The sequence below is a fragment of the Ruminiclostridium cellobioparum DSM 1351 = ATCC 15832 genome (assembly GCF_000621505.1).
Taxonomy (GTDB): domain Bacteria; phylum Bacillota; class Clostridia; order Acetivibrionales; family DSM-1351; genus Ruminiclostridium; species Ruminiclostridium cellobioparum.
In genome coordinates this window covers 202880-216985 of sequence record NZ_KK211290.1, presented here as the reverse complement: position 1 = coordinate 216985, position 14106 = coordinate 202880, and the positions used below count along the sequence as shown (strand labels likewise).

Annotated in this window: 9 protein-coding genes; 8 read left to right on the top strand and 1 reads right to left on the bottom strand. The window is 43.6% G+C overall.

What is annotated here, in order from left to right; all coding sequences use genetic code 11:
- The first annotated feature begins 2 nt into the window (after positions 1–2).
- The 7 genes from T344_RS0121580 (at position 3) to T344_RS0121550 (ending at position 10384) form a co-directional block, all read left to right on the top strand.
- Entirely contained in the window at positions 3–1931 is a 1929-nt protein-coding gene (locus tag T344_RS0121580) for a glutaminase domain-containing protein (protein WP_084331304.1), read from the top strand.
- A 266-nt stretch (positions 1932–2197) separates the two neighbouring features.
- Positions 2198–2383 (top strand): hypothetical protein, encoded by a 186-nt coding sequence (locus T344_RS0121575; RefSeq protein WP_027630424.1) that lies wholly within the window; start codon positions 2198–2200, stop codon positions 2381–2383.
- Positions 2384–2601: 218 nt separating this feature from the next.
- A complete protein-coding gene (locus T344_RS0121570) occupies positions 2602–4959 on the top strand; it encodes an AraC family transcriptional regulator (RefSeq protein ID WP_027630423.1) in 2358 nt (785 codons plus the stop codon).
- An 83-nt stretch (positions 4960–5042) separates the two neighbouring features.
- On the top strand, positions 5043–6560 hold the full coding sequence (locus T344_RS0121565; protein ID WP_027630422.1) for an extracellular solute-binding protein: 1518 nt from the start codon (positions 5043–5045) through the stop codon (positions 6558–6560).
- Positions 6561–6932: 372 nt separating this feature from the next.
- Positions 6933–7883, top strand: a complete 951-nt coding sequence (locus tag T344_RS0121560) for an ABC transporter permease (RefSeq protein WP_027630421.1) — start codon at positions 6933–6935, stop codon at positions 7881–7883.
- Positions 7884–7898: 15 nt separating this feature from the next.
- Positions 7899–8762, top strand: a complete 864-nt coding sequence (locus T344_RS0121555) for a carbohydrate ABC transporter permease (protein ID WP_027630420.1) — start codon at positions 7899–7901, stop codon at positions 8760–8762.
- A 56-nt stretch (positions 8763–8818) separates the two neighbouring features.
- Positions 8819–10384 (top strand): extracellular solute-binding protein, encoded by a 1566-nt coding sequence (locus tag T344_RS0121550; RefSeq protein ID WP_027630419.1) that lies wholly within the window; start codon positions 8819–8821, stop codon positions 10382–10384.
- A gap of 116 nt (positions 10385–10500) precedes the next feature.
- On the opposite strand, the gene T344_RS31425 is transcribed toward T344_RS0121550, so the two are convergent.
- The gene (locus T344_RS31425; protein ID WP_207641865.1) at positions 10501–10809 is read right to left on the bottom strand and encodes a hypothetical protein; all 309 of its coding nucleotides are present in this window, start codon (positions 10807–10809) and stop codon (positions 10501–10503) included.
- Between the two features lie 224 nt (positions 10810–11033).
- On the opposite strand from T344_RS31425, the gene T344_RS0121540 reads away from it, so the two are divergent.
- Positions 11034–13817 carry a glycoside hydrolase family 3 protein gene (locus T344_RS0121540; RefSeq protein ID WP_027630417.1) on the top strand — a complete coding sequence of 928 codons (2784 nt, stop codon included), beginning with the start codon at positions 11034–11036 and terminating at the stop codon, positions 13815–13817.
- Positions 13818–14106 lie beyond the last annotated feature (289 nt).

The window sequence follows — 14106 nt, the reverse complement described above, 5'->3', positions numbered from 1 at the left end:
ATATGGAGGTAACTAAAACAATGAAACTGCGAGCACCGGCAACACCACTTATTACTATCGATCCCTATTTCAGCGTCTGGTCTTTCAAGGATGAGCTGAATGACGGAGAAACCGTGCACTGGACGGGAAAACCCAACGCCGTCACCGGTGTTTTACAGCTTGACGGCCGTGAATATCTGTTTATGGGAGACCGTAAAAATATGGGGAAGATGGCCCAGACAGGCTGCGAAATCAACGCTATGTCGACAATTTATACCTTTGCGGTCGAGTCGGTTGAACTGAAGCTGATTTTTACATCACCTCTGCTGCTGGATGACCTGAAAGTACTGTCCCGGCCGGTTTCCTACCTGAAAGCAGAGGTACGCAGCCTGGACAGCCGGCCCCGCAATGTAAAGATAAACCTGCATGTCTCCGACGATCTGTGTGTCAACAACCGCAGCGAGCGGGAGACCGGTGGAGAGCTCCTTGCAATGGAGAATGAGGTGGTTTGCGCCAGGATGGGCAGCACCAGCCAACAGGTACTCAACCGGGCGGGGGATGATGTCCGCATTGACTGGGGTTATTTTTACCTGGCGGCAAAGTACGGCTGTCCTGAGATATGCATCCGGAAGCAGGGAGAAGCCACAGAACTTGAAGCAAGCGCGGTGCTGGATACGGCGGGACAGAACCATGCTCTTTTTGCCTTTGCCTATGATGACATATACAGTATCCAATATTTCGGCCAAAACCTTAAAGGCTTCTGGACAAGGGAATCGGAGGATATTAAGAAAATCATCGGCCGGGCGTTTGACCAATACGATGATATTACGAGACGGTGCAGCCTGTTTTCGGAGGAATTGTATAAAAGAGCTGCTGCAAGCGGCGGCCCAAAATATGCAGAGCTTCTGCTGCTGGCCTACAGGCAGGTAATTGCCGCCCACAAGCTCTGTGCCGACAAAGAGGGAGAACTGCTGTTTATTTCCAAGGAATGCTTCAGCAATGGTTGCGCCGCCACAGTTGATGTGACATATCCCTCCATACCCATGTTCCTGCTGTACAATCCTGAACTGGTGAAGGGCATGCTGAGACCTGTTTTCAAATATGCCGCTTCAGATGTATGGTGCCATGATTTTGCACCCCATGATGCGGGTACCTATCCTTTGCTTAACGGACAGGTGTATGGCGGCGGAACAAACCTTGAGGATCAGATGCCCATTGAGGAATGCGGCAATATGCTGATTACGGCGGCTGCACTTTCGCTGGCCGGGGGCAGTTTTGATTTTGCCGCAGAATACCTTCCGCTGCTGAAGCAGTGGGCTGAATATCTTATCCGCAACGGTGCCGATCCCGAAAACCAGCTGTGCACCGATGATTTTGCCGGCCACCTGGCTCACAACTGCAATCTGGCGGCAAAGGCCGTGATGGGTATTGCAAGCTTCGGTATTATAATGGAAAACCTGTCGGGCAGCGAGGAAAGCCGGGTATATCACAATACTGCCAGGAAGATGGCAAAAAGCTGGACGGAAAGAGCATTAAATGAGGACGGCACTTTCAGGCTCACATTTGATAAACCCGGCACCTTCAGCATGAAATATAATCTGATCTGGGACCGTATTTTCAAGACAGGTCTTTTTCCGGAGGAGGTGCTGGATGCCGAGCTGAAAAGCTATTTCAGACATATAAATACCTACGGTATGCCTCTTGACAACCGAGCAGCATATACAAAATCCGACTGGCTTGTCTGGAGTGCGGCACTCATGCCCGGCAAAGCCGATTTTGAAAAAATGATAGAACCGCTGTGGAAGGCTTACAACGAATCAGAATCAAGAGTGCCCATGAGCGACTGGTATGATACTCTTACAGCAAAGCAAGTTGGTTTTCAGCACCGCAGCGTACAGGGCGGGCTGTTCATAAAGCTTCTTGCCGACGGTGGTTTAGGGGTGAAGCTGTAGAGTAAATCCGGGGCCAAAGATGTGAGGCTCTGAGGCGGGGCAGCAGTATTGCTGAAGCTCCATACTCAGAAACCTGCCAAAATGCAGGCGGTTGTAATTATGCATAAAACATGCTAAATTATAATATGTACTTATTTAACGGAATAATCCTTTTATAGTCAGTCGTTTACAAAATTATTATATGCACTGCACTATAATCCTTTATCTTTTACTATCGTATGATTGATAGAGCTGTGAGATAGCGAGGACGACGGGAGGAGTTAATTATGTATATAAATAATTTAAGAGCACACCGGATATGGGATTTTGGAAATTATTTCCCGGTGCCAGGCTGCCGGGAAATAATTTCTTTAAATGTAATACCCCTGGCTATCACTTATGTTTTCTATGTTTCATATTCAGTAACTAAAGAATTGATAAAGATTAATTATCTGCAAATAAAAAAGGCTTAGGTTGGCTAAAGCCTTTTTTGGTGTTAAGCAAATTATGATGTTAATAAATGAATACAAACTAGTGATATAAGGCATTGTGAGTTCAAATACGAATATGTTCTTAACACATGGCCAATTAACCTCCTTTATTCGCCACATTGCGATAAAGGATATAGGTTTTCATTACATTTTGTGGCCGCAATGCGGCTCAAAGCCATGATATGGCTTAGGAGGTTAATATGCTTGGTTTTAGCAGGAATAACAGACTGGTTGTCAGTAAGACATTGACTAAAATGCTCATATCATTCTTTATTATAGTGATTTTGTCCACTTCGCTGATTGCAGGTGTACTGTACCAGCGGTTTTCAAAGGCTACCGTCGAGGGTATAAGGAAAAATATGGAAGAAAATCTGGCACAGAATATGAATCAGCTCGAACTTATAAGGGACCAGGTTTATTCAATAGGCTTGCAGCTTATAAGTGACAGCGATATAGTTGATTCAATGTACCGAAACGGTGCCACCGATGAATTAATAAAGTATAAGGCCACAAGAAAGCTCTACCAGGTCAAAAGCAGCAATCCAATGATACATTCCATATATGTCTACAACAGTGAAACAAAGCAGTTTACCAGCAGCCTTGGCTCCTCCGGCCTGAATTCGCTGGATGCCGAAATGAAGAAAATGACTGTGGACTACAAGGAAGGCAACAAGTTGAAATTCATTCCGCTGAGCTACACCAACAAGTCTCCGAACGGCAGCGAAACAAATGAAAAGATCATTACCTTTATTTTTGTAGACTCGTCCCAGGACTATATAAAAAGTGACATAAAGGGCAACGGACTGCTGGACAGCGTAGTCATTATAAATTTAAACGCCGATTATATACAGAAAGCTTTTACCCGGCAGTACACCTCCCCCAGCAGCAGTATTTTCCTCCTGGACAAGGGCGGAGAAGTCATATGCGACTCTGATTACAGGTATTTCAGCAAAAACATATCGGACAGGCAATATATAAAAAAAGTACTTGAATCGGATAAAAAAAGCGGATATATGATCAGCGAAGATGAGGGGAAGAAATACCTGATCACTTACAATATGTCTTCAAAGATATCCTTTTTGTTTGTCAACAGGTATGATTATCAAATACTGCTTCAGGAGGTCCAAAACCTTAAAAATTCAATTATTCTGATCTGTGTATTCATAGGAATCATATGTATCATAGTCGCAGGCTTGGCCGCATATAATGTTTACCTTCCCTTCGGAAGACTTGTAAGAACCGTTGAATGGCATCTGAAAAGTGAATATAAGGAAAACAGGAGACGGAGAACCTATAATGAGGTTGAGTACCTGTCAAATGCTTTTACCAATATTATTGAAAAATCAAATGAACTTGAAAATTCCATACAGCAGAATATTCCAATGCTCAGAAAAATGTTTCTGACCGAAATGCTGTCGGGCCATTTCTCTTCCAGTGATGTGTCAACCAAGGTAAAAGAACTGGGGATTAATATCGTGCAGGAAAAGACCTGTGTTGTATTATTCAGTATAGATGGATATCTGGCGCTCAAAGGTATAGAAAACAAAATTGAAATTGCCGAAAAGAAGGATGTTGCGGATAAAATCATCAGGGCCTCTTTTAACAAATTTTCCGGATTGGAGTTGGTGGATCTGGAGGAGGATATGTTTGCCTTAATGCTCAATATCAGGCACACCGAAGAGTATGATGAACTGCTGGATACATGTATTAAAGCCTGTCAGAATCAAATCGGGGATGAGCTGGATATTACCGTCAGTGCTGCAAAGGGCATGCTTGTAAGCATCCTGGAGGATGTCAGCCTTTCCTGCACCAATGCACTAAATCTGCTGAAATACAGATTTATTTACGGGTATAACTGTGTCCTGGACAATACTCTTGTAAAACCAGGCATAAAGGATAATTCTGTGGCGCTGGACAAAAACCGTAAAAAAATTATCCAGTCCATCAAGGTATGTGACGAAAAACAGGTGAAACTGGGCCTGGAGGAGCTTGTAAAACTCATAGGCGCCTGTCAGTATGATTTTATCAGACTGACCATCAATCAGCTGGTTCTGGATATTATGACGGCTGTAAGCTGTATTTTGAACCCTGCGGAGGAGGAACTGGATTTCAATAATATTTACTCAAATTTAAACAAAAGTGATACTCTGGAGGCTGCAAAAGAGTGGCTGGAATCTTATTGCGGCGGAATAATTCACAGGCTCGAACAAAAGAAGGATAACAGGCAGAAGGATATGATAGAAAGAGTGCTGGAATATATACGTACCAATTATCTGAGAACGGATATTTCCTCTGAAATGCTGTCGGACATGGTCAGTCTTACTCCCGGATATTTCGGAAAGATTTTCAGCGACTTTGTAGGCAAATCTGTAAATGAATATATAATAGAGCTTCGTATGAACAGGGCAAAAGAACTTCTGGAGAAAAATAACCTCTCGGTAAATGATATCGCAGCTCAGGTAGGCTTTTCAAATCAATCATATTTTACCGCAACCTTCAGGAAGTGGAACGGAATAACTCCAAACCAGTACAGAGGTCAATTTAAAAATCCACTGTAACGTTTGCTGTGATGTTCAAGAAGATATTTTCAGACGTCAGATTTTCTAATGATATGGTATAAAACAGGGAGTGGGAGAAGGCTATGAAATTAAAAATTATTGCCTGCAAGTTTCTTATAATTATTTTGATTATTGTTTCTTTCAGTTCTTTAATGTCATGCGGAGAATCGGATAAGGTACAGAGCCAGGGAGTAAAACAGCAAGAGCTTGAGAGATATTCCCTTTCAGTTTATGTTGCGGGAGAAAAGCCCCCACAGCAGGATGAAGTCTGTAAAGTAATAAGCGAGAAGACCAGGGATATCTTGAATATTGACTTGACCATAAACTATATACCCTGGGGGGATTATATAGACCAGATGCGGTTAAAATCCATATCGGGGGAAGAGTACGATATCTGCCTGAATTTTGCGTCCCAGCTGGCCTCAAGTATAGCAAGGAAACAATGTATTCCGCTGAACGGATTGATTGACCAATACGGAGAGGATTTGAAAAAACAGATTCCCCCTGATTTGTGGGACAGTGTTACCGTGAACGGTCAAATATACGGTGTTCCGTCGGTTTATGCAAGGGCCGGTATGGGAAGGAGCATACTGATAAGAAAAGACCTGAGGGAAAAATATAATCTGCCCAAAGTTGAAAACCAGAGTACTCTGGAAAATTACCTTGAAACCATTTCAAAAAATGAGAAGGCTATGACACCCATCCTTGCCGACAGTCTTGGAATCATAGCAAACGATAAGGATTTTTTAGGGCATGAGGTATATATTTTTGGCAATGATGCCCTGGGATATATGTACATTGATATCGACAGCGGAAAATACAAGGTGGAAAACTACTTTAAGACCTCTGTTTTCAAAAGGATATGGAAAGAGAATATTAAAGCCTATGAAAAAGGCTGGTTTGAAAAGGATATATTATCCGATACCAGCAGGGATTATAAGTTTATAACCGGACAGGCTGCGGCAATGGCGGGAGACCTGTACAATATTGTGGAAAGGCAGAACCAGCTTTCCAAAAATGTTCCCGAAGGCAGGATAGAGCTGGCGATTTTTAATAAAGAGGGCAAATGGATAAACCTGACGCCGGTAAATAATTACGCAATGCTTTCCTCCAACGGAAAACATCCCGAAAGGGCAATAATGTTTCTTAACTGGCTGAGGCAGAGCCAGGAGAATTATGATATGCTGATGCTGGGCATAGAAGGAAAAACCTATAACCTGGTGGGGGAAGAGGTTCAGGTGCCCGACGGGATCAATCCCGTCGACAGGTATAATCCTACACCCTGGTTTACAATGCATTTCCCGTATCTCCGCACCTGGACTTCCGACCCGGAAGAATATAAAAATGCCCTTGATTTCTGGAAAGGGCTCAAGCCTGAGACTTCGCCGCTGGCATCCTTTGCCTTTTCATGTGACAATGTAAAAGCGGAATCCCTTGCAGTCCAAAGACTGGTAGAGGAAACGGGGCGTCCGCTCAATACGGGAATAATCAGCAGTGAGGCGGAGTATCAGAAATTTCTGGAGGAGCTTGACAAAGCGGGAATTGAAAAGATCATAGAGGATACTCAAAAACAGATAGATAAACATTTGAGGAAGAAATAAGCGAACATTTAAAGAAAGCATGATAAACAATCCAGGAAAATATCAGGTAAGTCAAGTTAAATATTGCAAAGTCACCGAAGGATACCCGAAAGGGTATCTTTTTTTGTCTCCCAAATTACAGCTATGCCATGAAAGCCTTGCGTAAGGCTTGTTTTACGTTTTTATAAAAAATTATAATTTTTATAAAAAAATTCAAATCCAAGAGATTTATAAATTTATAAAAAGTCAATATGCACAAATTTTAAATAATTTGCAAAACTCAAAATAGTTATTATATACAAAAAGCTGCCGGGATTTTATGATGAATTTGCCAGCCACAGTGACAAAATTTTTTAAAAAGACAATTACATTTAATTTAGGGGGAATGATAATTTGTATCATGAAAAGGTGCTGATAAATAAAAAACTGAAACATGGTATACTATTTGAGCTTTTTCAAAACAGGGCATTATATCTCATGGCCCTGCCGGGAATAGCCTTTCTGCTGATTTTCAGCTATTATCCCATGCTGGGAATTCAAATAGCATTCAGAGATTACAACTTTCAGGATGGGATCTGGCACAGTCCATTCGTCGGCTTTAAATATTTTGAGATTTTTTTCAAATCTCCCTTTGCGGGGAATTTGTTATTTACTACATTATATCTAAATATTTTATTCATAGTAACAGGTCTTATTGTTTCGGTTACAATAGCAATCCTGCTTAATGAAATAACAAACAACCTTGTACGGAGAGTATTCCAGTCGTCAATGTTTTTTCCGTATTTTCTCTCGTGGGTAATCATATCCGCATTGGTATACAGCTTTCTTAATGACAAATTCGGCGCGCTTAACATGCTGCTCAAGAGCCTGGGTTTTTCGACGGTCACCTGGTACAACGAACCCCGTCTGTGGAGAGGGATACTGACTGTCATAAATACCTGGCAATCCTTTGGTTATAACGTTGTTATATATCTTGCGGCCATTGTTTCAATAAATAATGAGTTATATGAATCAGCCAGGATCGACGGGGCTTCAAAATTCGATGAAATATTCAGAATTACACTTCCGCAGTTGATCCCCACCATCGTATTAATGCTTCTGTTGGCGTTGGGAAAAGTATTTTACGGCAATTTCGGCATGATTTATTCAATTATAGGCGATAACGGGATTTTAAATCAAACCACAGACATCATAGATACCTATATATTCAGAGCTATGAGAAATAACGGTGATTTCAGCACCGGAACGGCTGTGGGGCTTTTCCAGTCGGTCTGCGGTTTTATTACGGTAGTGGTATTCAACAAGCTTGTAAAAAAATATGACGACACCATGGGATTGTTTTAGAAAGGAAAATACAGGATGGATAAACGATTTAGTCTTTTCAGAATAACCAATACAATATTTCTGACAGTAGTATCAATATTAACGCTGTTTCCTTTTCTGGTCGTACTGGCTGTCTCTTTCTCGGATGAAAGCAGCATTGCAAAAAACGGCTTCAGACTTATTCCCGAGAAGTGGTCACTGGGTGCATACCGGCTGTTATTTGAAGGATCGGTTGTATTTGACGCTTACAGGATATCGATAATTGTAACCGTCGCAGGAACTATTATCTCTGTATTGATTACCTCAATGCTGGGTTATGCACTGTCAAGGAAGAGTTTAAAATACCGCAATGTCCTGAATATGATTGTATACATCCCAATGATTTTTTCAGGGGGTTTGGTACCGTTTTATATGGTTTTGCTCAAGCTCCACCTCAAGGACAATATCCTGGGTCTTATACTGCCAATGTTGTTCAACCCGTTTTTCATGTTTCTGATCCTGAACTTTTTCAGAGGTCTGCCGGATGCGGTCATTGAATCGGCTAAGATTGACGGAGCCGGTGAATTCAGGATCTACCGCAGCATAGTAATGAGACTGGCAGCTCCGGGAATAGCAACAATTACTCTTTTTTATGCCTTGAATTACTGGAACGAGTGGAATCTGGCACTGCTGCTCATAAATGACACCAGGCTTTATCCGCTTCAATACCTGCTTAGAATGATCTTAATGAGAGTCTCTTACGTAGGTCAGGCGGCAATGAATGCAAATGTGTCGGAAATCCCGGCGGAATCCACTAAAATGGCTACGGTTATTGTAACAATCGGTCCCATAATGCTGGTTTACCCCTTTGTGCAAAAATACTTTATAAAAGGTATAACTATCGGCGCAGTTAAAGGTTAGGCTTAATCCGGAGAAATCCGGTTGGCATAAATTTAATTTAAAGGAGAGTTGAAAAAATGAAGAAGGTAATTAAATTATTGTGTCTGGCTATGGCATTGACAATGCTTTTAACCACCCTTGCAGGCTGCGGAAAAGATACCTCGGCAGAACAGTCAGCGGCCTCGTCAGGTCAGTCGGCAGCATCCTCGGCATCGGCAGATAACTCGGCCGCAAAGCTGCAGGAAGTACCTGTTACGATTTACGTGGCAGGCGACAGGCCCAAGCAGCAGGATGAAGTACTGGAAGCAATAAATAACGCGACAAAAGATGAACTGAATATCAATCTTAAAGTTAACTACATACCCTGGGGAGATTACGTAAGCCAGGTTAAGCTGAAAGCATCTGCCGGAGAGGAATTCGATATTTTCCTCAGCTTTTTCGGAGAACTTTCAGGCAATATTGCAAGAAAACAGTGTATTTCCATAAATGACCTCCTTGATAAATACGGTGCTGATTTGAAGCAGCAGATACCACAGAACCTGTGGGATTCTCTGACTGTTGACGGGAAGATATACGGCATACCGGCAGTTTATGCAATGACTGAAATGGGAAGAGGTTTCCTGGTCCGCAAAGATCTTAGGGAAAAGTACAATCTTCCTGAGATAACAAGTCTTGCAACATATGAGCAGTTCCTTGATACAATTGCTAAAAATGAACCCGATGTCATACCGTGCCTTGGCGGTGACCTGTCCTCCGCGGTCGTTTGTGACGCAGGCAAAATCGGGCATTCGATATTTACCTTTGGCGGAGATAACATGAGTTATCTGTATGTAGATCAGGACAAGCGACCTCTGAAGGTGGAAAACTATGTAGAGACTGATTTGTTCAAGGAAATATGGAAAGAGGATATAAAGGCCTATAACAATGGCTGGTTTGAGAAGGATTTCCTCTCCGACAAGGACCGCGACGGCAAATTCATCGCCGGTAAAGCTGCTTCCATGGGCGGTGACCTTTATAATATAAATGACCGCGAAAACCAGCTCAAAAAGAACGTACCAAACGGTGAGGTTGAACTTGCAATTATAAATAAGGGCGGAAAATGGATCAACATAGGGCCGGTTAACAATTTCGGAATGATATCCTCAACCAGTAAAAATCCTGACAGGGCAGTAATGTTTATGAACTGGCTGAGAAAAGACCAGAAGAATTATGACATGTACATGCTGGGTATTGAAGGAAAGACCTACAAACTTAACGGGGAAAAGGCGGAGGTTCCGGAAGGCACCGATCCTAAAGACAGATACAATCCTACACCCTGGTTTACAATGCACTTCCCTTACCTGAGAACCTGGACGACAGATTCACCTGCATATACACAGGCATTGGATTTCTGGAACAGCTTAAAGCCTGAGACAGCACCTCTTTCGACCTTCTCATACTCAAGTGAAAATGTAAAGGCTGAAAAGGCGGCAGTAGAAAAGGTTATGACCGATGAAGTGATTCCGTTGTTCTTCGGTGCAAAGCAGAAAGATGAGGACTATGACAAGGTTGTTAAAAACCTTAAAGCTGCCGGTATCCAGAAGATATTAGATGATACACAGAAGCAGATAGACGATTTTGTGGCAAAAAACAATATTAAATAAAATATAGTTATTACACACACAAATAAAAGAGAAAACCCACAACTCAAGGTGCTCGGAGTCTTGAGTTGTGGGTTTTTATTTGCGTGAAAAAGAAGTCATTTTGGACGCCGGCTTCCCTATTTTGGCGGTTTACACACCTTACAGGCAGTATAGCCGTTCTTTTTGGCATCGCTTAAACTTATTGAAATTTTACTTTTTTTAAGATATCTGCAGTTCGAACGGTGATATTTTTCACCGGTTTTTGTTATGTAAACGGTTACCGACTTCTTATTGCTTGACGCCAAGCGGTCGGTCTGCAGGGAACTTGATATATTGGATGTTTGCGCTTCCGGATTATAAATGTGATTGTCGGCTGAAATCGGTGCTGTGGTGAGTAAAAGCAATGTGGCCAATAAGCCCAGGATTATTCTCTTAATTCTGTTCATGTCTGTTACCTCCTATATATTCCATTTTAAACCTGTAAATAAAATATCGCAATAAGTATGGAATTATTATATCAAATCACAACCTGTTTAAAATCAAACCTGGGCGCAAATGTGCCCTCACCCACTATCAATTCCGGAGGAATTTCAGTATAATATATCTGTTTGTACTTGCGTTTAATACTGTCGGTTTGTTGTTATATACGTGCTGTATGGAGAGGAAAAACATGGGAAAATATACGCTGGATATGAAAAAATATGCTGCTATCGGAAGGGCGGTATCCGCAGAAAGTTCGGTTTTATTAAAAAATGACGCACAGGCATTGCCTGTAAAAAGCGGTGAAACAGTGTCTGTCTTTGGCAGGATACAGTTCAATTATTACAAAAGCGGAACAGGCTCGGGAGGAATGGTTAACACAAAATATGTCACAGGCATTTTGGATGCTTTAAAGGCCTGCGAGGATATTGCCATAGATGGGGAACTGCTGGGTATATATGAAAAATGGGTTGCTGAGCAGCCTTTCGACCAGGGAAAGGGCTGGGGCCAGGAACCCTGGTCACAGCAGGAAATGCCACTGACGGATGAAATAGTGGAAGGCGCGGCAAAACGCTCGGATATTGCCATGGTTATAATCGGACGTACCGCCGGGGAAGACCAGGATAATAAAGCTGAAAAGGGAAGCTACCTGCTCAGTGACCTTGAAGAGGAAATGCTGCAAAAGGTGTGCCGGCATTTTAAGCGTACTGCAGTTGTGCTGAATGTGGGCAACATCCTTGACATGAAATGGGTAGGCAAGTATGATCCGCAGGCAGTGCTCTATGTATGGCAGGGCGGAATGGAGGGCGGAAACGGTGCTGTGGATGTGCTGACAGGCAGGGTCAATCCCAGCGGGAAGCTCCCGGATACCATTGCCGGCGATATTTCGGATTACCCTTCTACCGGGAATTTCGGAGATGCTGATGAGGTTTTCTATGCCGAGGATATATACGTAGGTTACCGGTATTTTGAAACCTTTGCAAAAGACAGGGTACTGTATCCCTTTGGCTTTGGGCTGTCCTATACCGAATTCGCCGCAGGGATCACAAACTTTGAAGTCGGTGAGGAAAAGGTTTCTCTTTCTGTAGAGGTGACCAACAGGGGAGGAACGGCAGGCAAGGAAGTTATACAGATATTTGTATCCGCCCCCCAGGGGAAGCTGGGAAAACCCGCCAGAAGCCTTGCTGCCTTTGAAAAGACAAAGCTGCTGCAGCCGGGAGAGAGGGAACTGCTCAGCTTCACCCTCCTCAAGAAAGATATGGCCTCCTATGATGATGGCGGCTGCACCGGATACAAGTCATGTTATGTCCTGGAAGCGGGAAAATATGTTATATATGCCGGAAGTGATGTCAGGAGTGCCGGCCCGGCAGGAAGCTTCGAGATAGGTGAAACAGTTGTAACCGAACGGCTTCTGGAAGCCCTGGCTCCCGTAAAACCCTTTAAAAGGCTGAAAGCTGTTGGGACAGCTGATGGGATTGATACCGGCAGCGAAATTGCAAGGGCGGAGGAAGCGGTACCGCTTCGCACCATTAATTTAAATGAAAGAATTAAAATCAACCGCCCTGACGGAGTACCTTATAAAGGGGACCGGGGAATCAGGCTGGAGTCGGTATATGACCGGAAGGCAGCCATGGAGGATTTTCTGAGCCAGTTTTCAGATGAGGACCTGGCATGCATGGTCCGCGGGGAGGGTATGTGCTCTCCAAAAGTAACACCCGGAACTGCTGCCGCATTTGGCGGTGTAACCGAAAGCCTCCAGAAATTCGGCATTCCGGTGGGGTGCTGTGCCGACGGCCCTTCAGGCATACGTATGGACTGCGGGACCCATGCCTTCAGCCTGCCCAACGGAACAGCAGCGGCAGCTACCTTTAATACAGGACTGATAGAAGAATTATTTGAAATGCTGGGTCTTGAGTTACGAAAAAATCAGATCGATACACTGCTTGGACCCGGTATGAACATACACCGGAATCCTCTGAACGGAAGAAACTTCGAATATTTTTCAGAGGACCCCCTTCTGACGGGAAAAATGGCAGCAGCACAGCTGCGCGGCATGCACCGTCACGGAGCCACCGGAACCATCAAGCACTTCGCCGCCAATAATCAGGAGTTCAGGCGCAGCTTTATAGATTCCGTCATCTCGGAAAGGGCACTCCGGGAGATTTATTTAAAGGGCTTCAAGATTGCTGTTGATGAAGGACAGGCCTTTCTGGTCATGTCCACCTATGGGTCCTTGAACGGGCTGTGGACGGCCGGAAACTATGATCTTTTAACCACTGTGCTCCGGCAGGAGTGGGGGTTCGACGGATTAGTCATGACCGACTGGTGGGCAAAGATCAATGATGAGGGAGAGGATGGACGTCTGGACAATACTGCCGCCATGATAAGAGGACAGAATGATGTATATATGGTTGTGAGCGATTCCCTGACCAACAGCGGCCGGGACAATACGCTGGAAGGCCTGGAAAGGGGTACGGTTACCCGCGGAGAGCTTCAAAGAGCTGCTGGAAACATATGCAGGGCACTTATGAAACTTCCTGTTATGGACAGGTATCTTGGAAGGCTTTCAGAGGAAGAGACTGCTGATATATGGCAGACGGAGCCGGAAGAAAAGTCAACATCCGGTCTCAGCTGTATTCCGGTAGGCGACCAGTTGATTATTGATGTCTCAAATATTAATACCGACAGGGGCTCTGACGCAATGTTCGGACTTGAACTCTCAGAGCATGGCATTTATACACTGAGTTTTAAGATAAGGGCTATCTCTTCCGAACTTGCACAGCTGCCTATGTCGATATTTATAAATCAGCATCTGATAAGGATAGTTACCATTAATGGTTCGGCAAGCGGTGAATGGATAGACAGTTCTCTGGAAATAGGCCCTTATAGAAGCAAATATGCCTATCTCAGACTGTTTTTCGGCCAGAGCGGTATGGAATTGGGTGAGTTCAAGATAACCCGTAAAGGGGAATAGTGTGTGTCACCGGTAACTTTCCAGATATAATTTGGCTATAGCTGATTAGTGGCTTGAGACTGCTTGTTTCAGGGGTTATAATATGATTGTACACAATTGTGTGCAACGGTATCCGGAACCGAATCCTATTTGAAAGGAGTGGTTTGCGTTGAAGACTATAATGGAGGTGGCCGCCGTTTGACGGCCCGGGGGTGTTCGGCCTGAAAGGGTTGAGCGCCCTTTTTTTGAAATCTTTGATCATAAATGGTTATAGCAGTTCTTTATCTTGACTGCCAACCGGGTCGCATAA